This is a genomic window from Actinoplanes sp. NPDC051470 (assembly GCF_040682035.1).
In the GTDB taxonomy this organism is placed as follows: domain Bacteria; phylum Actinomycetota; class Actinomycetes; order Mycobacteriales; family Micromonosporaceae; genus Actinoplanes.
On the sequence record NZ_JBFBAA010000063.1, the window covers coordinates 1 to 20,858 of the forward strand.

At 70.9% G+C, this 20,858-nt stretch carries 22 protein-coding genes and 1 pseudogene; 10 read left to right on the forward strand and 13 right to left on the reverse strand.

Going from position 1 to position 20,858, the window contains the following annotated elements:
* Nucleotides 1-98: 98 nt before the first annotated feature.
* Nucleotides 99-773, reverse strand: a complete 675-nt coding sequence (locus AB0M54_RS46980; RefSeq protein ID WP_364479696.1) for a DNA alkylation repair protein — start codon at nt 771-773, stop codon at nt 99-101.
* Between the two features lie 78 nt (nt 774-851).
* Here AB0M54_RS46980 and AB0M54_RS46985 point away from each other — a divergent pair, with 78 nt between their 5' ends.
* Nucleotides 852-1,484 carry an acVLRF1 family peptidyl-tRNA hydrolase gene (locus AB0M54_RS46985; protein ID WP_364325085.1) on the forward strand — a complete coding sequence of 211 codons (633 nt, stop codon included), beginning with the start codon at nt 852-854 and terminating at the stop codon, nt 1,482-1,484.
* A 40-nt stretch (nt 1,485-1,524) separates the two neighbouring features.
* Nucleotides 1,525-4,077 carry a hypothetical protein gene (locus AB0M54_RS46990; protein ID WP_364479699.1) on the forward strand — a complete coding sequence of 851 codons (2,553 nt, stop codon included), beginning with the start codon at nt 1,525-1,527 and terminating at the stop codon, nt 4,075-4,077.
* On the opposite strand, the gene AB0M54_RS46995 is transcribed toward AB0M54_RS46990, so the two are convergent.
* On the reverse strand, nt 4,074-4,994 hold the full coding sequence (locus tag AB0M54_RS46995; RefSeq protein ID WP_364479702.1) for a neutral zinc metallopeptidase: 921 nt from the start codon (nt 4,992-4,994) through the stop codon (nt 4,074-4,076). The two genes, AB0M54_RS46990 and AB0M54_RS46995, sit on opposite strands and share 4 nt — an antisense overlap.
* 212 nt (nt 4,995-5,206) lie before the next feature.
* Here AB0M54_RS46995 and AB0M54_RS47000 point away from each other — a divergent pair, with 212 nt between their 5' ends.
* The 5 genes from AB0M54_RS47000 to AB0M54_RS47020 all read left to right on the forward strand — a co-directional run bounded on the left by AB0M54_RS47000 (nt 5,207) and on the right by AB0M54_RS47020 (nt 10,880).
* A complete protein-coding gene (locus tag AB0M54_RS47000) occupies nt 5,207-6,811 on the forward strand; it encodes an ABC-F family ATP-binding cassette domain-containing protein (RefSeq protein WP_364325076.1) in 1,605 nt (534 codons plus the stop codon).
* Between the two features lie 473 nt (nt 6,812-7,284).
* Nucleotides 7,285-7,512 carry a helix-turn-helix domain-containing protein gene (locus AB0M54_RS47005; RefSeq protein WP_285681112.1) on the forward strand — a complete coding sequence of 76 codons (228 nt, stop codon included), beginning with the start codon at nt 7,285-7,287 and terminating at the stop codon, nt 7,510-7,512.
* A complete protein-coding gene (locus AB0M54_RS47010; RefSeq protein ID WP_364325071.1) occupies nt 7,509-8,273 on the forward strand; it encodes an enoyl-CoA hydratase/isomerase family protein in 765 nt (254 codons plus the stop codon). The genes AB0M54_RS47005 and AB0M54_RS47010 overlap by 4 nt, the downstream gene beginning before the upstream one ends.
* A gap of 67 nt (nt 8,274-8,340) precedes the next feature.
* On the forward strand, nt 8,341-10,278 hold the full coding sequence (locus AB0M54_RS47015; RefSeq protein ID WP_364325068.1) for an ABC transporter ATP-binding protein: 1,938 nt from the start codon (nt 8,341-8,343) through the stop codon (nt 10,276-10,278).
* Nucleotides 10,275-10,880, forward strand: a complete 606-nt coding sequence (locus AB0M54_RS47020; protein WP_364479704.1) for an SAM-dependent methyltransferase — start codon at nt 10,275-10,277, stop codon at nt 10,878-10,880. Before AB0M54_RS47015 ends, AB0M54_RS47020 begins: the two co-directional genes overlap by 4 nt.
* 57 nt (nt 10,881-10,937) lie before the next feature.
* Here the strand turns inward: AB0M54_RS47020 and AB0M54_RS47025 are convergent, their stop codons facing one another.
* Genes AB0M54_RS47025 through AB0M54_RS47035 form a run of 3 tightly spaced genes read right to left on the reverse strand, consistent with a single transcriptional unit; the run spans nt 10,938 to nt 12,705 of the window.
* A complete protein-coding gene (locus AB0M54_RS47025; RefSeq protein WP_364479707.1) occupies nt 10,938-11,411 on the reverse strand; it encodes a molybdenum cofactor biosysynthesis protein in 474 nt (157 codons plus the stop codon).
* Entirely contained in the window at nt 11,408-11,947 is a 540-nt protein-coding gene (gene mug, locus AB0M54_RS47030) for a G/U mismatch-specific DNA glycosylase (RefSeq protein ID WP_364479710.1), read from the reverse strand. Before mug ends, AB0M54_RS47025 begins: the two co-directional genes overlap by 4 nt.
* Nucleotides 11,944-12,705: an SDR family oxidoreductase gene (locus AB0M54_RS47035; RefSeq protein ID WP_364479713.1), complete on the reverse strand. Its 762-nt coding sequence runs from the start codon at nt 12,703-12,705 to the stop codon at nt 11,944-11,946. The genes mug and AB0M54_RS47035 overlap by 4 nt, the downstream gene beginning before the upstream one ends.
* A 23-nt stretch (nt 12,706-12,728) precedes the next feature.
* On the opposite strand from AB0M54_RS47035, the gene AB0M54_RS47040 reads away from it, so the two are divergent.
* Nucleotides 12,729-13,205 carry a cupin domain-containing protein gene (locus AB0M54_RS47040; RefSeq protein ID WP_364479716.1) on the forward strand — a complete coding sequence of 159 codons (477 nt, stop codon included), beginning with the start codon at nt 12,729-12,731 and terminating at the stop codon, nt 13,203-13,205.
* Here the strand turns inward: AB0M54_RS47040 and AB0M54_RS47045 are convergent.
* The 6 genes from AB0M54_RS47045 to AB0M54_RS47070 form a co-directional block, all read right to left on the reverse strand.
* Nucleotides 13,202-13,621, reverse strand: coding sequence for a hypothetical protein (locus AB0M54_RS47045; RefSeq protein ID WP_364479719.1), 420 nt, complete (start codon nt 13,619-13,621; stop codon nt 13,202-13,204). The genes AB0M54_RS47040 and AB0M54_RS47045 overlap by 4 nt on opposite strands.
* 92 nt (nt 13,622-13,713) lie before the next feature.
* Complete coding sequence (locus AB0M54_RS47050) at nt 13,714-14,544, reverse strand: DUF692 domain-containing protein (protein WP_364479722.1); 831 nt, start codon at nt 14,542-14,544, stop codon at nt 13,714-13,716.
* Entirely contained in the window at nt 14,541-15,443 is a 903-nt protein-coding gene (locus AB0M54_RS47055) for a TIGR04222 domain-containing membrane protein (RefSeq protein ID WP_364325045.1), read from the reverse strand. Before AB0M54_RS47055 ends, AB0M54_RS47050 begins: the two co-directional genes overlap by 4 nt.
* A 76-nt stretch (nt 15,444-15,519) precedes the next feature.
* Nucleotides 15,520-16,302 carry a TIGR04222 domain-containing membrane protein gene (locus tag AB0M54_RS47060; protein WP_364325042.1) on the reverse strand — a complete coding sequence of 261 codons (783 nt, stop codon included), beginning with the start codon at nt 16,300-16,302 and terminating at the stop codon, nt 15,520-15,522.
* Between the two features lie 27 nt (nt 16,303-16,329).
* Nucleotides 16,330-17,208: a TIGR04222 domain-containing membrane protein gene (locus AB0M54_RS47065; RefSeq protein WP_364479725.1), complete on the reverse strand. Its 879-nt coding sequence runs from the start codon at nt 17,206-17,208 to the stop codon at nt 16,330-16,332.
* A 55-nt stretch (nt 17,209-17,263) separates the two neighbouring features.
* The gene (locus AB0M54_RS47070; protein WP_364325036.1) at nt 17,264-17,833 is read right to left on the reverse strand and encodes a helix-turn-helix domain-containing protein; all 570 of its coding nucleotides are present in this window, start codon (nt 17,831-17,833) and stop codon (nt 17,264-17,266) included.
* Nucleotides 17,834-18,007: 174 nt separating this feature from the next.
* Here AB0M54_RS47070 and AB0M54_RS47075 point away from each other — a divergent pair, with 174 nt between their 5' ends.
* Nucleotides 18,008-18,655 (forward strand): HAD family hydrolase, encoded by a 648-nt coding sequence (locus AB0M54_RS47075; protein ID WP_364325033.1) that lies wholly within the window; start codon nt 18,008-18,010, stop codon nt 18,653-18,655.
* A gap of 15 nt (nt 18,656-18,670) precedes the next feature.
* Here the strand turns inward: AB0M54_RS47075 and AB0M54_RS47080 are convergent.
* Nucleotides 18,671-18,910 (reverse strand): annotated as a pseudogene (locus tag AB0M54_RS47080) (class I SAM-dependent methyltransferase); the annotation flags it as partial.
* Nucleotides 18,911-18,942: 32 nt separating this feature from the next.
* On the opposite strand from AB0M54_RS47080, the gene AB0M54_RS47085 reads away from it, so the two are divergent.
* Entirely contained in the window at nt 18,943-19,188 is a 246-nt protein-coding gene (locus tag AB0M54_RS47085) for a DUF2630 family protein (protein WP_364325030.1), read from the forward strand.
* Between the two features lie 76 nt (nt 19,189-19,264).
* On the opposite strand, the gene AB0M54_RS47090 is transcribed toward AB0M54_RS47085, so the two are convergent.
* Complete coding sequence (locus AB0M54_RS47090; protein WP_364479728.1) at nt 19,265-20,152, reverse strand: RIO1 family regulatory kinase/ATPase; 888 nt, start codon at nt 20,150-20,152, stop codon at nt 19,265-19,267.
* Nucleotides 20,153-20,858 lie beyond the last annotated feature (706 nt).

Sequence of the window (20,858 nt, forward strand, 5' to 3'; positions counted from 1 at the left end):
CGACGGGGTCTTTTCGTTGGTATGTCCCTCTCGCTGAGCGTGTTCGCTGACAGCCCATCACCAGTTATGTACCGAACCTTTGCCTACCCGCTTAGTGGTCAGAGGTGTTTGGTGGCCTCGCGGACCGACAGTGGGGACAGCACGTCGCGGTGGGCGTCGACGAAGGCCCGCACGGTCGACGGATCCGTGCGGGCGTAGTGGCGCAGCGCCCAGCCGATCGCCTTGCGGATGAAGAAGTCGCGGTGGCCGGCCTGCGCCGTGCAGTAGGAGAACAGCCGCCGGGTGTCGGTCGCCGTGCCCCAGTGCAGCTGGTGCAGGATCGCCGTCCGGGCCAGCCACAGGTTGTCGTCGGCCGACCAGGCGTCCATCGTCGTGGCCAGCGCCGGATGGGCCCGCACGAGGTCGCCGACCACCCGGGTGGCCAGCGGGTCGACCGTGTCCCACCACGACTTGGTGGTGATCAGGGTGCGCAGGGTCGGCAGGAACTCCGGGTCCAGGGCGTCGCCGCGCAGGATCTCGCAGGCGAAGTACTGGAACTCCCGCTCGGGCAGGTCCCAGCACCGCAGCACGATGGCGCGCAGATCGTCCTGGCCCGGGCGGGGGAGACCCGTCATGACGATCTTGCTGAGCTTGCGGACCTGAGGCAGGGTCAGCCCGAGGTACGGGAACTGGTCGCGCATGTAGGCCTGCTGCCCCTCGGCGCGCCCCGGGTCGGCCTCCTGCTCGAAGTCCGGCACGAGGCGGGCCAGCACCCGGTCGGCGACGTCGCTCATGAAAACCGATCATGCCACTCCCGCCCGGGCCGCCCGGGTTCGCGACCCGGCGGTTCCTCCGACCGTAGGGTGGGTGGCATGAGTGCGCGGCCGGCGGCGGGAGGTGGGCGGTGGGTGGATGTCGCCCCCGAGCGGCTGGAGCGGTGGCTGCACAACTTCGCGACGCGGCACGGGTCGTACACCACCGGCGGCCTGACCGTGACCGCGTCGGATGGCGCCGTCGCCACCTTCGAGGCGCCGCCGGGCGCGGGTGACGTACCCGAGCTCGCCGATCTTCTGCTGACCGCGGCCGCGCCCCGCACGCTCGGCCTGCTCCTTGCCCGCAAGGGTGCGATCGCGGTCGGTGTCGCGACCGGCGCCGAGCTCACCGTCTCCAAGGTCGACCGGCATTACGTGCAGGGCCGGACCGCGGCCGGTGGATGGTCGCAACAGCGCTTCGCGCGTCGCCGGGACAATCAGGCCAAGGCGGCCACGGCCGACGGCGCCGGCATCGCGGAGCGCGTTCTTCTTCCTCATGTACGCGACCTCGCCGCGCTGATCACCGGCGGCGACCGGTCGGCGGTGGACGCCGTGCTGGCCGGCCGCGACCTGGCGCCGCTGGCCGCCGTCCGGGCCGACCGGTTCCTCGACGTGCCCGAGCCGCGGCACGCCGTCCTGGTGGACGCCATCGCCGCGGCCCGGGCCGTACGCGTGCTCGTCAAGGACCCATAGGACGATTGCGGGCCCGATTCATCACCGATGAGATCGTCAGGTGACCGCTGCCCGATTTCTCCTTGGCGCGTTCACCATCGTTCTCGTGCTCGTCGCCGCGTTCCTGGGCGCGGCCGCCGTCCAGGCCGGATGGACATTCGCAGTGGTCGCCCTGGTATTTCTGGTGTGCGCGGTCCTCTGTCGAATCCTGCTCTTCCTCCAGGCACGTGCACACGTCGAGATGGCCGGTGAGATCCGGCGGGTGTCGCTGACCGACATGGCGGTGTACCAGCTGGCCGAGGTGACGATCGACTGCGCCGAGCCGGACCTGGTCGTGCGCACGAGGATGCGGGTGCTTCCCGGCAACCTGCCCTCTCCGGGCGACCCGGTCCGGCTGACCGTGCCGATCCATCGGCCCGCGGCCGCCATGGTCGTTGACAAACCGGAGGAACCCCCGCTCGTGGGTGTCGCGGTGGTCGCCGGTCGGCATCGCATCGGGCTGGGCCGGTGGACCGCGCTGGCGGGACGACCGGTGTGGAAGGCGATGTCCGCCGACCGATTGCTCGACCAGGCGGCCGAGTTGATCGGGGACGAGATCCTCGACCGGCATCGCGGCCGATGCCTGCCTCTCGCCGAGGGGTTGCGGCTGACTCCGGAGTTTCTCGCCCTGAGCGCGGCGTTCGACGTGCCTTGGCCGACGATCGTGAGCCACGCGATGCGTGAGCAGGAGGACATCTACGACGCGACCGCGGAGGTACGGGCACGTGCCTCATCGTCCATGGGGCGGCTGGTGTTCTTCACCGTTCTGCTGGCGCCGGTCGCCCTGATCGTGCCCGATCTGGTCCGTGTGTTGTGGGCGTTGCTGGAGGCCCTGCGCGAGGGCTCGTTCCAACCCTTGACCGAGCGGGTGCATTGGGGCGCCGCGATGGCGGGTTCCGCCCTGCCCGCGGTCGACTTCTACGCCGTGCTCGGTGCTCTGGTCATTGTGATGATCGCGTTGGTGCGTGGTCTGGTCACCTCGGCGGGCCGGCGCCGGCGCGCCTACCGATCCTGGCGACGCGATCTCACCGAGATGATCCGTCAGCGGCTTCGGGACGAATACACCAGGATCGCGAACTCCCGGCCTCCGCCGACGTTGAACATCCGCAGCGCCCCGGGCTTCGCGGTGCTGTCAGCCGACCAGGTGGTGCCGCGTTCGGAGGCCGAACAGCTCCGCGGTCTTGTCTTCGACCTCGGCGTCGGGGCGGTCGCGATCAGCGGGTCTCGCGGTGTCGGCAAGACCACCCTCCTCCGCTCGACGGTCGACGCCCAGGACACCGGGGCCCTCGGCGTCCTGGTTTCGGCTCCGGTCCGGTACGAACCGCGCGACTTCCTGCTGCACCTCTATGCCCGGCTGTGCCAGACCGTCCTCGATCGCCTGGGGAACCAGCGATCACGTTCGCTGTTCGGCCGGCTGTGGTCGCAGGCCCGTCGCCTTCTCGTCTGGGCGTTGCGCACCGCGGCCAAGGTCTGTCTGCTGGTCATCCCTTTCGCAGGGGCACGCGAGCGGCTGGCCGACCACCTGTCGTTCCCCGAGTTGCCGGCGACATATCTGGCGGTGAGCGTCGCGCTGTTCGTCCTGGCGCGGTGGTTGCGGCCGGCGGTACGACGGCAGGAGGTCGCCCTCGCCGCGGAGGCCGCCAAACGGCTGCGTCGGACCCGATTTCTGCAGACCGTCTCGGCCGAACGTTCGGTCGGCGCCGGCCGCGGGCCGATGCAGGTGGGACTGAGGCGGGCCGATCAATGGGCGGAGCAGCCCTTCAGCCTCCCGGAGTTGGTGGCTGAATACCGGACCTTCGCGACCGCGGTGGCTGATTGGTGGCACGGCGAGACCGACGGGCGAGGAAAGCTGCTGGTCGCCATCGATGAGGCCGACCGGATCGCCGACCCGCGGCTGGCGGAGCAGTTCGTCAACGAGATCAAGGCGGCCTTCGGCGTGCCGCACTGTGTCTTCCTGGTCTCGCTCTCGGACGAGGCGCTGGCCGGCTTCGAGCGACGGGTGGTACGGATCAGGACCGTGTTCGACAGCGCGTTCGACCACGTGGTGCGACTGAGGGCCTTGGCGGTGGCCGATTCGGTCGAGCTGCTCCGGAACCGGGTGGCGGGCGTACCCGACGAGTTCTGGATCCTGTGTCACTGTCTGGCCGGCGGGATGCCCCGTGATGTCCTCCGGGTGGCCCGCACCATGCTCGACGAACACCGGACATCCTCCGGGCCGACCGCCTTATCGCTGATGACGCAGCGGCTGGTCGAGCTGGAGGTCCAGGCCGTGAAGCGGGCGTTTCAGCAGGCGTCACCCGACCTCGAACCACCGCTGCCGGCCCTGTTCGCGGCGGACAGCTGGCCCACCGCCAGCGGGGAGGGTCTGCGCGAGGCGGCGGAGGTGGTCGGCTCCCATCCGCCGGTGGCCGCGGTCTTCCTGTACTTCGCCACCGTCTTGGATCTGTTCATGCCGCGCGAGGTGGCGGCGCGGGTACGGCTGGCCGATGGGATGACGGAGGTCCATCGGATGGTCGGCGTGAATCCGGCGGTCGCGGTCGAACAGCTCCGCCGGATCCAGGCCGAGATCGTCTAGGAGACCGCTCCCTGCTTGAAGGTGTCACAGGACTTGGCGCTGCCCGACTCGAAGCCGGTGCGGAACCATTGCTGGCGCTGCGCCGACGTGCCGTGGGTGAACTCGGCCGGGTTGACCGTGCCGCCGCCGCGCTGCTGGAGGGTGTCGTCGCCGATCTTGGCCGCGGTGTCCAGGCCCTCCTGGATGTCCTGGTCGGTGATGCTGGTGAAGATCTTCTGGCCGCTGCCGTCGTCCGTGCCGGTGGCGTTCTTGGCCCACACCCCGGCGTAGCAGTCGGCCTGCAGCTCGAGCTTGACGCTCAGCGCGTTCTGCTGGCTGGGGTCGCGCTGCTGCTGGCGGCGCATGGTGGCCTCGGTGCCGGTGAGGTCCTGGATGTGGTGGCCGTACTCGTGGGCCAGCACGTACGGCTGGGCGAACTCGCCCGGCGCGCCGAGCTGGTCGGCGAGCTGCTTGTAGAAGGTGAGGTCGATGTACACCCGGTCGTCCCCGGGGCAGTAGAACGGCCCGACCCCGGAGTCGGCGGCGCCGCACGCGGTGCTCACCCGGTTGGCGAAATACACCGTCTTGGCCGGCTTGTACGGGTCGCCGAACGCCTCCGGCATCGCCTCGACCCAGTAGTCCTGGATCGAGTTGACGTAGAGCGCGTTGCGGCAGTCGAGCTTCTCGGTCGCGTCCGGCTGCGAGCACTCCTGGGACAGGCTGGTGTTGTCCCCGGTCTGTGGCTCGCCGCCACCGCCGCTGATCTGGTTGATGCCGAAGTAGCCGCCGACCACGGCGAGCAGCAGGCTGATGATGATGCCGGTGATGCCGCCGCCTCCGATCGGCAGGCCGCCGATGCCGCCGCCCCCGCCACCGCCGGAGCCGCGTTGGTCGTCGATCTGACTCGTGTCGACCCGGGCGTTTTCGTTGAGCTCCATCTCACCCTCATTCGCGCTTACGCAGGTGGCAGCGGTGTACCCGATGATCTTGTGAACTAATCGGTTGGGAGGTGTCACCGGCCGCCCGGTAGACTAGCGGCCGTGAAGCTCTGTCAAGGCTGACCGCCCCACACCGGCCTCCCGACCTGGGTGTCCGGTGCCTACGCGTGCCTTAAAACAGCCTTCGACCTCTGAGAGCGAGAGTCTCAACCATGATCACCGCCACCGGCCTGGAACTCCGCGCGGGCGCACGCATCTTGATCAGCCCGACCACGCTGCGCGTGCAGCCGGGCGACCGGATCGGCCTGGTCGGCCGCAACGGCGCCGGCAAGACCACCACCCTCAAGGTGCTCGCGGGTGAGGGCCAGCCGTTCGCCGGTGAGGTCACCCGCACCAGCGAGGTCGGTTACCTGCCACAAGACCCGCGTACCGGTGATCTCAACGTGACCGCACGTGACCGCGTACTCTCCGCCCGCGGTCTTGATGTGTTGCTGGCCGAGATGCAGAAGCTCGAGGTGCAGCTCGAGGAGAGCAGCGACGAGAAGCTGATCCGGCGCTACGGCAACCTGGAGGACCAGTTCGCCAGCCTGGGCGGGTACGCCGCCGAGGCCGAGGCGGCCCGGATCTGCGCCAACCTCGGCCTGCCCGACCGGGCCCTCGCGCAGACCATCGGCACCCTGTCCGGCGGTCAGCGGCGCCGCATCGAGCTGGCCCGCATCCTGTTCCAGAACTCCGGCCAGAACGGCAAGGGCATCCTGCTGCTCGACGAGCCGACCAACCACCTCGACGCCGACTCGATCACCTGGCTGCGCGGCTACATGGCCCAGCACAAGGGCGGGCTCGTGGTGATCAGCCACGACGTGGCGCTGCTGGAGGCCGCGGTCAACAAGGTCTGGTACCTGGACGCCAACCGCTCGATGGTCGACATCTACAACGTCGGCTGGAAGACCTACCTCGACCAGCGCGAGACCGACGAGAAGCGGCGCCGCCGCGAGCGGGCCAACGCCGAGAAGAAGGCCGGCGCCCTGATGGCGCAGGCCGACAAGATGCGGGCCAAGGCGACCAAGACGGTGGCCGCGCAGAACATGGCCCGGCGGGCCGAGCGGTTGCTGAGCGGTCTGGACGAGGTACGCACCAGCGACCGGGTCGCCAAGGTCCGGTTCCCGCAGCCGGCCGCGTGCGGCAAGACCCCGCTGACCGCGGCCGGGCTGTCCAAGTCGTACGGCTCGCTGGAGATCTTCACCGACGTGAACGTGGCCGTCGACCGTGGTTCCCGGGTCGCGATCCTGGGCCTGAACGGCGCCGGCAAGACGACCCTGCTGCGCATCCTCGGCGGCATCCTGGACAGCGACACCGGCGAGGTGCGCCCGGGGCACGGCCTGCGGCTGGGCTACTACGCGCAGGAGCACGAGACGCTCGACGTCGACCGCACGGTGCTGGAACACATGCGCAGCGCCGCGTCCGAGCAGACCGACACCGAGCTGCGGAAGATCCTGGGCGCCTTCCTGTTCTCCGGCGACGACGTCGAGAAGCCGGCCGGTGTGCTCTCCGGCGGTGAGAAGACCCGGCTGGCCCTGGCCACGCTGGTCTGTTCCGGCGCGAACGTGCTGCTGCTGGACGAACCGACGAACAACCTCGACCCGGTCAGCCGCGAGCAGGTGCTGGACGCGATCGCCAACTATCCCGGCGCCATCGTCCTGGTCACCCACGACGCGGGCGCGGTGCAGGCGCTGAAGCCCGATCGGGCGATCCTGCTGCCGGACGGCGACGAGGACGCGTGGAGCGACGACCTGCTCGAGCTGGTCGAGTTGGCGTGATCTGTCCCAATTGATCCCGATCACTGCGCGTTTGGCTTTGTCAACCGGGCGTCGCACAGCCTGTGCGACTTCTGACCGCCAACGGTCAGAACCGACAGGGCATCGGTCATTTTGGTGAGCGCTAACATCGCCGGCGCTGTGCCCGTTCGGTCAGTGGATCACGGCGCTCGGTGAGCGAGACATCGACGCACGGTGACCTTGGGGCTAGTGGGTCTTGGTCGATGTTTGTGCTGGTGATCGTGGGTCTTGAGGGTTGAGCATGATCACGCTCCGCAGCGGAGGCCGTTGTGCATTCCCGTAGTCAAGCGCCTCTCGGCTAACCGTCTGACATTGATGCGCTTGCTCGTCGTCAAGTTCCTGACAGTGGTAATTGGGCACGTTGGGGAGGGCGAGATGCCTGGCGCATGATCGTCCGAGGCGCTCTAATAGGTGAGACCGTATGAACCGCACAGTCTGGGACGTGAGGATTCAAGATGCCAGCCACGGGCACAGCAACCAGCACTGAGAAGGGTCGTCGAATCGTCGGAAGCGAGCGGCAGACGCTCGCCAAGGACCTGGTGAAGCGTTACACATCCGGTGAGAGCATTCGCGCGCTGGCCGCATCGACCGGACGGTCGTACGGATTCGTGCATCGAGTGCTCACCGAGTCGGGTGTGCAGCTTCGCCAGCGTGGCGGTGCTCGCCGCCGCAAGAAGGCGTGACGACCAGCAGCAACGACGCCGGGGTCGATTATCGGCAGGACGGGCCGATTGCGACGGTGACCCTGTCGCGGCCCGACGTGCTCAATGCGCAGACTCCGGCCATGTGGGCCGAGCTCGGCAACATTTCCCGGAAATTGCCGGGAGAGGTGCGAGTCGTCATTGTGCGGGGAGCGGGACGCGCATTTTCCGCCGGCCTCGATCTGTCGACCGCGCGTGGCGACGGCGATTCTTCACTCGCCGATCTGGCGCGCTTACCGGCGGACGAGTGCGCGGAACGGATTGCCGGGTTCCAGTCCGCGTTCACGTGGTTGCGTGAACCGTCGAGGGTGACGATCGCGGCCGTGCAAGGCCATGCCATCGGCGCGGGTTTTCAACTCGCGCTCAACTGCGACATGCGGGTGCTGGCCGACGACGCGCGGTTCTCCATGGCCGAGGTGAGCCTGGGACTGGTCCCGGATCTGGGCGGCACCAAACGCCTGACCGAGCTCGTCGGCCCGTCCCGCGCGCTGGAGATCTGCGTGACCGGGCGGCGCGTCGCGGCCGACGAGGCCGATCGCCTCGGCCTGGCCACGGCGGTCGTACCCGGCGCGGAACTGGGCGCGGCGGTCGACGACCTGGCCGCGGCGATCCTGGCCGCCGACCGGGGGGCGGTGGCCGAGATCAAGGCGCTGATCACGGGGGCCGGCGCCCGCACCTACGCCGAGCAGGACCGCGCGGAGCGGGAGGCGCAGACCCGGCGGCTGGCCGACCTGGCGGAATAGGGCCCTGGGGCGCAAAGTTGTCGTACCCGGCGGGCAGACTCGAGGTCTGACCCCCGGGAGGTGACCGATGACAAGCCCCATGAACAGCTGGATGATGCTGCGCTCGATCGAGAAGGCCGAGGGCGTCAGCAAACACAAGCTGAGCGCGGGCGTCACCCGGCGGATCGTCGAGTTCGCCCGGCCCTACCGCTCCGACATCACCGTGTTCCTCGTCACCGTGGTGCTCGCCGCGGTGATCGGGGTGGCCACCCCGGTGCTGGCCGGCCACGTCGTCAACGCGATCACCGGCGGTGGTCCGTCGGCCGGCTCGACCGTCATCCGGCTCGCGCTGCTGATCGCCGGCCTGGCCGTGGTCGACGCGTTCCTCTCGCTGGCCCAGCGGTGGTATTCGGCCCGCATCGGCGAGGGCATCATCCTCGACCTGCGCACCCGGGTGTATGACCACGTGCAGCGGATGCCGCTGCAGTTCTTCACCCGCACCCAGACCGGCGCCCTGGTCAGCCGGCTCAACAACGACGTCACCGGCGCCCAGCGGGCCTTCACCTCGACGCTGTCCGGTGTGGTCAGCAACGTCATCCAGCTGGTGCTCACCGCGGCCGTGATGATCAGCCTGTCCTGGCAGATCACCCTGCTGTCGGTGGTCATGCTGCCGGTCTTCATCATCCCGGCCCGCCGGGTCGGCAAGCGGCTGGCCGAGATCACCCGCGAGTCCTACAACCTCGACGCGAAGATGAACGCGACCATGACCGAGCGCTTCAACGTGTCCGGGGCGCTGCTGGTCAAGCTGTTCGGCCGGCCCGAGACCGAGGCGAAGCGGTTCGGCGAGCGCGCGGCCCGGGTCCGCGACATCGGGGTCCAGCAGGCGATGTTCTCGCGTACGTTCTTCGTCGCGATGCTGCTGGTCGCGTCGCTCGCCCAGGCCCTGACCTACGGGCTGGGCGGCTGGCTCGCGGTCACCGGCAGCGTGACGGCGGGCACCGTGGTGACGCTGGCCCTGCTGCTCACCCGGCTCTACGGCCCGCTCACCGCGCTCAGCAACGTCCGGGTCGACGTGATGAGCGCCCTGGTCTCGTTCGACCGCGTCTTCGAGGTGCTCGACCTCGCCCCCGGCATCGTCGAGAAGCCCGACGCCGTCCCGGTCGGGGTCGGCCGCCTCGAGTTCCGCCAGGTCCACTTCCGCTACCCGGCCGCCGACGAGGTCTCGCTGGCCACGCTGGAAGACGTGGCCACGCTCGACCGCCGCGAGAACGCGCCGGTGCTCAGGGGCGTCGACTTCACCGTCGAGCCGGGCCAGATGGTGGCGCTGGTCGGCCCGTCCGGCGCGGGCAAGTCCACCACGTCGATGCTGGCGTCCCGGGTCTACGACGTGACCGAGGGCGCGGTGCTGGTCGGCGGGGTCGACGTGCGCGACGCGACGCTCGACTCCCTGCGCGACACGATCGGCGTGGTCACCCAAGATTCCCACCTCTTCCACGAGACGATCCGCGAGAACCTGGGGTACGCCGCTCCGGACGCGACCGAGGACGACATGTGGGCGGCGTTGCGCGGCGCCCAGGTGGAAGGCCTGGTCCGCCGCCTGCCCGACGGGCTCGACACGGTCGTCGGCGAGCGCGGCTACCGCTTCTCCGGCGGCGAGAAGCAGCGCATCGCGATTGCCCGGCTGCTGCTCAAGCACCCGTCGATCGTGATTCTCGACGAGGCCACGGCCCACCTCGACAGCGAGTCCGAGGCGGCCGTGCAGCGGGCGTTGTCGGTGGCCCTGACCGGCCGCACGGCGCTGGTCATCGCCCACCGGCTGAGCACGGTCCGCGACGCCGACCTGATCCTGGTGATGGACGACGGCCAGATCGTCGAGCGCGGCCGGCACGACGAGCTGGTCGCGGCGGGCGGGCTCTACGCCGAGCTCTACCGCACCCAGTTCGCGGTGGCCGACAGCCCCGCCCCGCCCCTGGCCGGCGACGCGGAGCCGATCATCCTGCCGGTGCCTGACAAGATTGCGCCGTGACCCGAGTTCAAGGCGACGCCTCCGCGCCGGCTGCTTCCTTCTCCGAGGAACACTTCGTCAACCTCTACCTGGCCAAGGACGACCCGTGGGACAACGCGACGAAGTGGAGCGACCGGCGCAAGTACGCGGTCACCGCGGCCTCGCTGCCGCGTGAGCGTTACCGGCGGGCGTACGAGCCGGGTTGCGCCGTGGGCGAATTGACCCGCCTGCTGGCGCCGCGCTGCGACTCGCTGCTCGCGGTCGACTGCGTTGACGCGGCGGCCGCCCAGGCGGCGGCCGCGGTCGCGTCGTTCCCGCAGGTCGAGGTGGCCCGCGCGCTGCTGCCGGCCGACCTGCCGACCGGCCCGTTCGACCTGATCGTCGTCGGCGACCTGCTCTACTACCTGTCCGCCGCCGACCTCACCGCCCTGCTCGACGGCCTGGTCACCGTTCTCGAACCCGACGGCGACATCGTGGCCGTGCACTTCCGCGACCGTTCCCCGACCGGCGGCTACGACGGCTTCAACGTGCACGCCGAGCTGATCGCCCGGCCCGAGCTGACCCCGATCGTCCACCACGACGACGACTGGTTCGTCCTCGACATCCTGCGCCGCGCGGCCTGATCAGAGGTCCATCTCAACGAGCGGCGGCGATCCGGGCAGGCCCGGGGCGGGGGATCATCAGCGGATCTCCACGCTCACGACGCCGGTGCGGAGCACACCATCGTTGGCGGGGACACAGCGGATTCCGCCCCGGCCGCGTAGCTTGCGCCAGGCGCCCGGGGCGATCGTCACGTCCATCCAGGCGCACGGGTTGGCCCGGCGGCGGACCTCCAGGATCACCGGACCCTGGCCCGAGTCGAGGCAGAGGGTGCGGCCGACCAGGTCGTCCACGTCGAGGCCGGCGGTGAGGATGTTGCGGCGTACGTGGGTGAGGTCGATGCCCGGCGGGAGGGATTCCTGGGCGATGACCGTGACACTCGCGTCGCGGTGGGCCGGCTTGTTGAAGTAGCGGTCGCCGACGATGCCCAGCCCGGCCCGGATGTGGATCTCGCTCACCAGCTCGCCCGGCGGTGCGGGTGCGGGGCCGTCGATGGGCCGGCCGACGAAGCGGCTCACCGGCGAGGCCAGCAACTGCACGATCTGTGGGGTCACGACGTGGCCTCCCGGAGGTGGGTGAACTCGGCGGCCAGGCGGTCGATCTGGTAGTGGGCGTTGAGGCCGCTCGGGTTGGGAAGGACCCAGATCGCGGTGTCGCCGAACGACTCGGGTTGCGGGCCGACGGCGGCGCGCGGGCGGGCGAAGGCCGTGCGATAGGCGGTCACCCCGAGCACGGCCAGGAACCGCGGCCGCCATCGGGCGACCAGCGCGGCCAGGGCGGCGCCGCCCTCGACGAGTTCGGCGGGGGAGAGTTCGTCGGCCCGGGCCGACGCGCGCGCCACGACATTGGTGATGCCGCGCCCGAGCGACGGCAGATCGCCCTGGTCGGACGGATGCAGGCGCCGCGAGGTGAAGCCGGACAGGTGCAGGGCCGGCCAGAAGCGGTTGCCGGGGCGGGCGAAGTGGTGGCCGGTCGCGGCCGAGTACAGGCTCGGGTTGATGCCCGAGAACAGCACGCGGAGATCCGGCCCGACCACGTCGGGGATGGTCTTCCCGGCCGCGGCGGCCAGATCCGCGGGTGAAGGCTTCACAGGCCGCGGAGGGCGCCGCCGTCGACCGGCAGCGTGATCCCGGTCAGGTAGCTCGCCGCGGGGGAGAGGCAGAACGCCGCCACCCGGCCGAACTCCTCGGGCGTGCCGATGCGGCGCAGCGGAACCTTCGCACCCGCCTCCTCAGAAGCACGCTCGGGGTCGCCGCCGGCCTCGAACATCTCACGGCTGCGGTCGGTGAGGATGCTGCCGGGCAGCAGGCTGACGAAGCGGACACCCTGAGGCCCGTACTCGTCGGACATGTCCTTGGCGACGCCGGCCAGACCGGGCCGCAACCCGTTGGAGAGGCCCAGCCCGCGCAACGGCTCGCGGGACGATCGGGACAGCACCAGCCCGATCGCGCCGCCGTCGCCCGCCGCCAGCGCGGTGGCGAAGACCCGGGCCGCCCGCACCGAGCCGAGGAACACGGTTTCGAACGCGTCCCGCCACGCCGAGTCGGAGACCGCGGCGGCCGTCCCGGGCTGCGGCCCGCCGACCGAGATCAGGGCGCCGTCGAACCGTCCGAAATGTCCCATAGCCGCGTCGACGAGCTGCAACGGAGTCGAGGAGTCCGACAGGTCGGCGGCCAGGCCATGAGCGAGGGGCCCGAGCCGTGAGACCGCCGCCGAGACGAGCGAGGAGGACCGCGACGAGATGACCACCCGGGCGCCATCGGCCACCAGCGCCACCGCCGTGGCGTACCCGAGGCCCTTGGACGCCCCGGTGAGGACGAAGACCCGATCATGCAACCCGAGATCCATGATCCCAGCGTAGGTTCGGGAGCATGTCGTATCCAGAACCGCGGTACCTCGGCGAGGGCGGCGAGGCGTCGGCCACCGTGCGGCTCGGCTCGCAACCGCCCGAGCTCGACGGCAAGAGCACCGCCGCCAGCTACCTGGCCACCGGCGACACCACCAACGGGCAGTTCGGCCTCTACCGCTGGGACTTCAAGGGTCCCCGCAGCGGCCCCGACCCGCATTTCCACCGGTCCATCTCCGAGTCGTTCTACGTGCTCTCCGGCTCGGTCCAGCTCTACGACGGCAAGAACTGGATCGAGGGCACCCCGGGCGACTTCCTCTTCGTGCCCGAGGGCGGCCGGCACGGCTTCCGCAACGAGTCGGGCGAGCCGGCGTCGATGCTCATCCTGTTCGCCCCGGGCGCGCCGCGCGAGGACTACTTCGAGCGGGTCGGCACCGCGGCCCAGATGACCGAGGAGGAGCGCGTCGAGTTCTACCTGCGGCACGACACGTTCTGGGTCTAGGGCCGGCGCAGGATTCGCAGCCGGCCCGCGACCTGGATGATCACGCCGCCGTCGCCGCGTCGCACGGCCGGGAGCCGTCGTGGGCGCGGCGCGGCGGTTCCGTCGTACACATAGGTCGCTTCCCGCACCGCCAGCTCCTCCGCCGCGTCGGCCCGGAGCTCACCGGCCGCCCGCGCCAGGTCCCAGCCGTCCCGCAACGACCCCCGCGTCGGTCGCGCCGCCGCCCATCGCGCGAAGGTCCGCGACCAGTCCCGGCCGTGCGACGCCGCCAGCGCCGGCCATGCTTTCGCGACCTCACCGGCCCGCTTTCTCAGCAGCGCGACCCGCGCGGTCTCGACCAGACGAGGATCAAATCCATCGGGTACGGGCGCACCAGAGGCGAGCGTGCCGACAAGCTCAGCTTGGCGTTCGGCCAAGCTCTTTGCCGCCCCGCCGGGTTGTCCTGCGTGGTCACCCCGGTGTTCCGGCGTGGAATACCGTCCTGGGCCACCACCGGGGTGGGGCGTCGTCACGTGACGGCCGGGTAGCCGGACGCCTTGGCGATGGCGTCGAGTTCCTGGCGCAGCGCATCGGCCGGCGGGTAGTGGCCGTCGCGCTCCAGCATCAGCGCCGGCGGCCGCCGCCGCGAGCACAGCTCGGCCACCAGGTCGAACACCACCTGCGGCACCGCGTCGGTGTGTGTGTCGTGGTAGATGCCGTCGTGCTCGGCGCCGCCCGCCACGTGCACGTAGGCGACGCGCTCCAACGGGATCCGGTCGAACAGCGCGGCCGGCTCGGTGCCGCGGTTGATCGCGTTGGCGTACACGTTGGCCACGTCCAGCAGGAGCAGGGCGCCGGTCTGCTCGAGGATCTCGGTGAGGAAGTCGCCCTCCGCCAGCTCGTTGTCGGGCCAGTCGAAGACCGCGGCGATCGGCTCCAGGGCGATCGGCACGCTCAGCTCGGCCTGGGTGCGCTTGACGTTGGCGACGATGGCGTCGACCGACTCGCGGCTGCGCGGGATCGGCAGCAGGTGGCCGGCCTCGACGCCACCGGCCCGGACGAACGCGATGTGTTCGCTGACCAGGGGCGCGCCCACCCGCTCGGCGACCCGGGCGAGGTGGCGCACCCGCTCCGGCTCGACCGGTTCGGCGCCGCCCAGCGACAGCCGCACGCCGTGGGGCACGACGGCCACGCCGCGGGCGAGCAGCTCGGCCAGGCCGGGCGGCAGGTCGTCGTGGTCGTGCACCGACTCGGCCACCACCTCGGCGAAGCGGAGGCCGGGCAGTTCGGCGACGAACCCGGCGATCTCGGGCCGCCAGCCGACGCCGACGCCGTACTCCGTGGCCAGGAACGTCGTCATCCGCCGCACCCTCCGCCGCCACCGCCACCACATGAGCTGCCACCGCCGCACGAGCTGCCGCTGGAGCAGGACGAGCTGCTGCCGTCGTACGAGCCGCTGTTGCCGCCGCCCGCGGTGCCGAGGTGGCGCTGGATCTCGGCCTCGGCGGCGAACGCCGGGTCCATCGCGTACAGCGACGCCGCGCCGAACAGGCCGACGCCCATCGCCGCGGTGGCCGCGCCGTAGGTGGTCAGCGACGGCGACATCGTCGGCGCCAGGTGCCGGTTGTCCTTGCGCAGCCGGTTCAGGGCCTTGCCGGTCGCGTACGTGGAGCTGCGGTTGGACTGCACCAGGGCCGCGATCGCCACGATCACCGCGAAGATCAGCAGCGGCACCAGGAAGCCGACCGCCTTGTCGTTCCGCAGGCCGGCGATCAGCCGGGCCACGCCGACCAGGGCCACCGCGATCGGCAGGCACGCCCACAGCCGCGCGATCGACCGCTGACCGCTGGTGGTCGCGTAGCCGGTCCGCTGCACGTTTTCCCGCAGCTGGTCGAGGGCCGACCGCACGTACTGGTCGTTGGTCAGGTCTCGGGTGCGGGTGCCGCGGCCGGCCGCGTTGTAGATCGCGACGTCCAACGGGGTCAGTCCGGCCGTCATCGGGCCGGTCTGCTGCAGGGTGCCGCCCGGCCCGCTGTTCAGCGCGCCCGAGGCGCGGAGGCCGGTGAGGGAGGCGTAGACCGCCAGGTTGTCGCGCCCGTTGAGATACGCGACCTGCTGCGGGGCCAGGGTCAGCCGGGTGCCGTCGGACGGCCCGGCGAAGATGATCCGCCGGGCGATGCCGGCGACGATCGTGGCGGCGAGGATCGCGACCACGAAGTAGGCGAGGAACGTGGGTCCGGGAATGCCCCAGGTGTCCATGGCGAAACCCCCCTTTCAACGGCCTGTTGGCCTCATTGTGCAGCAGCCTGCAAACGTCGGTTGACCTGGCCGGACGTCAACCACCACAGCCGCATCCGCCACCTCCGCATCCTCCTCCGCAGCTGCCACCCTCGGCACCGTTGTTCGGGTCGTCCGGCCTCGGCACTCCGGCTGCTTTCGCGAAGTCGTAGTCGGCCAGGAAGAACATCCCGGTCCCGTTGAGGGCGACGAGCAGTCCGGCGGTGGCGGGGTCGAACGAGGCCAGGGTCGGTGTCACGGGGACAGCCGGACTGCTCGCCGCCAGCCGCCCGGCGGCCCGGTCACCGGCCCGGGTCGAGCCGGGAACGTTGCCCGTCGCGATCAGCGTGGTCAGCGACAGCAGCATCAGGAAGACGCTGCCGAAGGCCCAGGGGGCCGTATGGGAGGCGTGGGTGATCAGGTACCACCAGGCGTACCCGACGGTCGTGGCCGCCACCGCGCCGAGACCGAAGTGGATCACCCGGCTGCGCCGGCTCACGTGCCACCCGGCCCGCGCCACCTCGTCGCGCACCGTCCGCAGCGCGGCTCGTACGTCCTCGTCCTTCCGGTCGCCGTGCGCGCGCCAGACCGCCTGGACGAGCCGGCCGTCCCCGGCCGGGAAGGCGCCGGTCGCGGCCGGTCCCCCGCCGGCGATCTCGATCCGGCCGGCCGCCCGCAACCTGATCAGGGCCGAGGCGACCACCTGCCGGGGACCGCCGCGGATGTAGGCGGCCTCGGCCCAGTCCGGGGTTCGCTCGGCGCCCCGCACCCGGACGACCAGCACATGATGGACGATCAGCAGAGCCAACGCGACGAGTACGCAGAGTATGGCAGTGGTCACACTTCTATAGTGGACCGCGGGCGCCAGTCAGCCGCCGCAGCCACCGCCGCAGCCGCCGCCCCCGCAGGAGCTGCCACCGCCGCACGAGCCGCCGCCGCTGCCGCTGCCGAGCGGGCCGCCGGCGCCCATCCGCTGGATCTCCGCCTCGGCGGCGAAGGCCGGGTCCATCGCGTACAGCGACGCCGCGCCGAAGACGGCCACGCCCATCGCCGCGGCGGTCGCGCCGTAGGTGGTCAGCGACGGCGTCATCTGCGGGGACAGGTGGCGGCTGTCGGTCTTGATCTGGCGCAGCGCCCGGGTCGTCGAGAACGTGGCCCTCCGATTGGCCTTGACCAGCGCCACCACGGCCGCGACGAACGCCACGATGAGCAGCAGGAGGAGGGCGCCGACCGGCTTGCCGTTCGCGGCGCCGGCGAAGAGGCGTGCCACGCCGAGCAGGACCACGCCGCCGGGCAGCAGCGCCCAGACCCGGGCCGTGGCGCGCTGGTCGCTGGTGGTCGCGTACCCGTACTGCTCGAGCCCCTGCCGGAGCTGATCGACGGCCGGGACCACCCACGGGTCGCGCTTGAGGTTCTGCGCCTTCGTCCGGCGGCCGGCCGCGTGGTGGATGGCGGCGTCGAGCGAGGTGGCGCCGGCCGGCATCGATCCGGTCGCGGCCATCACGCCGCCGGCCTCGCTGCCGAGGGCGCCGGCGGCGCGGAGGACGGTGACCGAGGCGCAGACGGCCCGGTCGGCGCCGCCGTTGAGGTAGGCCACCTGCTGTGGAGTGAGCGGCGCGAGGGCGCCGATGGACGGGCCGGCGAAGATGATCCGGCGGGCGATGGTCGCAACGATCGACGCCGCGACGATGGCCGTCACGAAATACAGGAGGAACGTCGGTCCGGGGATGCCCCAGGTGTCGGTCACCGCCTCATTGTGACCGCGGTCGCAACGGTAGGGTTCCCCCGATCGGTGTGCCCGATCAACTCTTGCGGACGGCTTCTTCCACGAGGTCGAGCACCCGGCTCAGCTCACCCGGGGGACGGCCGGTGGCCAGGTGGAGAACCATCCCGTCGTACGCCAGCTCGAGGAATTGGGTCAGCACCTCGAGCGGGACGTCGTCGCGCAGCACGCCCGCCTCCCGCTGCCGGGCCAGGCGCTCGCGGGTGGCCTCGGCGATCGCGGCCGACCGCTCGGCCCAGCGCTTCGCGAAGGCCGGGTCGGTGCGCAGCCGCCGCGACACCTCGAGCTGACTGCCCAGCCAGCCGGCCGTGTCGCCGCCCGCCCGATCGAGCAGATCGCGCATCACCTGCACCAGGCCGTTGTCGGCGACGGTCTGGGCCATCGCGGCGGCGTCGTCCTCGGCCACCGCGAGGAAGAGCGAGTCCTTGTCGCGGAAATGGTGAAAGATGGCGCCGCGGGACAGCCCGGTGGCGTCCTCGAGGCGACGGACCGTGGCCCCCTCGTACCCGAACCGCGCGAAACAGCCACGCGCCGCCGCGAGGATCTCGTGGCGGCGGGCGTCGAGCTGGTCCTGGCTCACCCTGGGCACGGCGTCGATCGTGACACGGGCGTCGCACCACATGCAATCCGTACGTACGGCTTGCCAAACGGCGTGTTCCGCGCCGGACGGGTGTCCTGATGGTGCGAAATCCACCATCCAGACCGGGGTCTGTTAACACACGTGGGCTGTCGGGTGCAGTACTCACTCACGTAAAGTGCCCGCGTGCCCCTCGTCTTCCTTGCCCTGGATGACACCCTGCTCGACCGCAGCGGTGCCTTCCGGTTGTGGGCGAAGGGATTCCTCGACGAGATCGGGGCGCCGGCGGACGAGTTGGACTGGTTACTCTCCGTTGATGCGGATGGTCTGACGTCGCGCTGGGACGTCGCCGACGCCATCCGGGACAGGTATGAACTGGGTATCCCGTCGATCGACCTGCTCGAGGAGTTGCACGAGGGCCCGCTGGCCTACGAGAAGCTCGATCCGCTGGTCGCCTGCGCCCTGCAGATCTCCGGCGACGCGGGGTGGGTGCCGGTGGTGGTCACCAACGGCCCGGCCGAGGGGCAGGAGAGCCGGATCCGGCGTACCGGCCTGGACCGCTACGTCGCCGACTGGGTCATCTCCGAGCAGGCCGGTGTGAGCAAACCCAACCCGCGGATCTTCGCGATGGCGGCGCAGCGGGTGCGGATGCGGCTGGGCGGCGCCTGGGTGGTCGGCGACAGCCCCGAGGCCGACATCGGCGGCGCCGCGGCGATGGGCCTGCCCAGCGTCTGGCTGCACCGGGGCCGCGACTGGCTCGACAACCGCTACGCGCCCACCCGGGTCGTCGGCAACGTCATCCAGGGCCTGTCCGCGGTCATGGCGACCAGATGACAGCTGACGCCAGGTGATCTCCGGACTTTCCCGGGCGGCGACGGCCACCATGCCCGGATCGGCGTCCACCCCGACCGCCTCCGCGAAGTGCGGCGCCAGCAGGGTGGTCAGCTTGCCCGGCCCACACCCCACGTCGAGCAGGCGCCCGGTCCCGTCCAGCCCCAGCGCGTCCCGGATCACCTCGCCCAGCGACGCCGGATAGTCCCGCCGCCCCCTCGCATAGTGCTCCGCGGCGCCTTCGTACAGCGTGCTCACCGGGGTGATCCTCCCTGAGTAGGCTTCGGTTCATGGATGACAAAACCGTGCTCGGCCGGATCCATGAGCTGGTCGACGAGGAGCACAAGCTGCGCCAGCAGGTGGGGCGCGGCGAGATCAGCAGCGATGACGAACACGCCCGGCTCAAGGAGCTCGAGGAAGGGCTCGACCAGTGCTGGGACCTGCTGCGCCGGCGTCGGGCCGCCCGCGAGGTGGGTAACGACCCGAACGCCGAGCAGGCGCACAGCGTGTCGGAGGTGGAGGGCTACCTCCAGTGACGCGGCTTCGGCCTCGGCCACCTCGGACTGGGTGGCCGGGGCCGGGCACGTTGCCGTGATCTTCCGCTTGGTGGTCTCATAGCAGCCCCGCTTCGTGGAGTAGGCGCTCGATCAGGCCCTCCGTGTCGGTGTGCACGCCGCGGCTGGTGAACCAGGCCGCCACGTTCTTGACGTCCCGGGCGATGAAGTCGGCGCCCTGCGGGTTGGCCACCACGTCGATGATCTGCGGCAGGTCGATCAGCACCAGCCGCCCGTCGTGGACCATCGTGTTGTACGGCGACAGGTCACCGTGCGCCACCTGCACCCGGGCCAGGACGGACAGCGCGTCGACCATCTGCCGCCACAGGTCCTCCAGCTCGTCCCGGCCGGCCCGCACCTGCGCCAGACGCGGCGCCGCCTCGCCGGTCTCCCAGTCGCCGATGAACTCCAGCAGCAACTCGGTGCCGATCAGCTGCACCGGGTACGGCACCCGGATCAGGTCGCTCTCCCGGCCCACCTGCCAGAGGTGGGAGAGCGCCTCGAACTCGGCCGCCGCCCACTGCCCGGCGATCAGCTCCTTGCCGAACGACGTGCGGTTGGTCATCGCCCGCATCTCCCGGGACCGGCGCACCCGCCGCCCGTCGAGATAGCCGGCGTCCCGGTGGAAGAGCCGGTGATCGCCGTCGCGGTAGCGCTTCGCGGCCAGCAGGCTGATTTTGTCGGTCTCCGGTACGTAGCGCCGGACCAGGTAGACGTCGGCTTCCTTGCCGGTCTTCAGGATGCCGAGTTCGGCGTCCACCGCGGCGTGCTCGGTGCGGACCCAATCGGGCCGGGGTTCGGGACCGTGGAACGCGCCGTCCCAGGTCGACCAGTGGTCGCCTTCAGGGGGCAGGTCAGGGTCTTCCTGGAGCCGTGGCTCGGCCGCGCCCCACTTCAGGAAGTCGGATTCGTTGTCGTCGTCGAACTTGCGCTTTCCGCGGCGCATGGTGTGCTCGCGCACTTCGGGGTCTCCTCGGAGAAGAAGGTCTGGATCTGAACAAGGGCACGGCGAATGACAAAGACGGCCATGTGTTCACACCCCCTTCTCACCAAGGACCCACGCGGCGGCGGGCCGGACAACTGGCCTGCGTTCGCGGGCCGGACGAAGTGACCCTCCCGCAACGCCCCAGACCCGCGCAACCGAATTAACGCCGCGACTTCCGGCCTGTGGATAACGCCGAAGTTCGTCACATTCGTCGGCTACCTTCCTGCCCACCCATTAGGGGCGGCGGAGGGCGCGGGGAAGCGGTGGCGAAACCGCGGGGGATGCCGCGGCGAGGGCGCGGGGAAGCGGTGGCGAGGCGCGCGGGATGCGGCGCGAGAGCGCCGGCGGCGAGGGCGCGAGGATGCGGCGGCCGAGGCGCAGGGGAGGGCGGTCGGCGAGGGCGCGGCGCCGGGTTTGAGCGGCGCGGCGCGCCGGAGGGCAACCACTTACGCACGTCGCCGGGAGGGTGGCCGCGGAAGCGAAGCGTGCGGCCGCCCGGACGGGTCCTCGGCTACTTAAGAGGATTGGTGTTACGACCGCGGCCGGGCCGGGCTGGGTCGAGGTGACCGGCAGGGTTCTCTGGCCTCGGCTGCCCACCCAGATGGCGGGGTGTGGCTCACTCCCGGCGTGGACCCTGCCGATCACCGCGGCGTGGAGAGGCTCAAAA

What these genes read in the sequence shown, in the direction of transcription:
- AB0M54_RS46980 (WP_364479696.1), bottom strand. Translation starts at nt 773, where the DNA reads ATGAGCGACGTCGCCGACCGGGTGCTGGCCCGCCTCGTGCCGGACTTC.
- AB0M54_RS47000 (WP_364325076.1), top strand. Translation starts at nt 5,207, where the DNA reads ATGATCACCGCCACCGGCCTGGAACTCCGCGCGGGCGCACGCATCTTG.
- AB0M54_RS47005 (WP_285681112.1), top strand. Translation starts at nt 7,285, where the DNA reads ATGCCAGCCACGGGCACAGCAACCAGCACTGAGAAGGGTCGTCGAATC.
- AB0M54_RS46985 (WP_364325085.1), top strand. Translation starts at nt 852, where the DNA reads ATGAGTGCGCGGCCGGCGGCGGGAGGTGGGCGGTGGGTGGATGTCGCC.
- AB0M54_RS47035 (WP_364479713.1), bottom strand. Translation starts at nt 12,705, where the DNA reads ATGGATCTCGGGTTGCATGATCGGGTCTTCGTCCTCACCGGGGCGTCC.
- AB0M54_RS47050 (WP_364479722.1), bottom strand. Translation starts at nt 14,544, where the DNA reads ATGACGACGTTCCTGGCCACGGAGTACGGCGTCGGCGTCGGCTGGCGG.
- AB0M54_RS47040 (WP_364479716.1), top strand. Translation starts at nt 12,729, where the DNA reads ATGTCGTATCCAGAACCGCGGTACCTCGGCGAGGGCGGCGAGGCGTCG.
- AB0M54_RS47090 (WP_364479728.1), bottom strand. Translation starts at nt 20,152, where the DNA reads ATGCGCCGCGGAAAGCGCAAGTTCGACGACGACAACGAATCCGACTTC.
- AB0M54_RS47055 (WP_364325045.1), bottom strand. Translation starts at nt 15,443, where the DNA reads ATGGACACCTGGGGCATTCCCGGACCCACGTTCCTCGCCTACTTCGTG.
- AB0M54_RS47085 (WP_364325030.1), top strand. Translation starts at nt 18,943, where the DNA reads ATGGATGACAAAACCGTGCTCGGCCGGATCCATGAGCTGGTCGACGAG.
- AB0M54_RS46995 (WP_364479702.1), bottom strand. Translation starts at nt 4,994, where the DNA reads ATGGAGCTCAACGAAAACGCCCGGGTCGACACGAGTCAGATCGACGAC.
- AB0M54_RS47015 (WP_364325068.1), top strand. Translation starts at nt 8,341, where the DNA reads ATGACAAGCCCCATGAACAGCTGGATGATGCTGCGCTCGATCGAGAAG.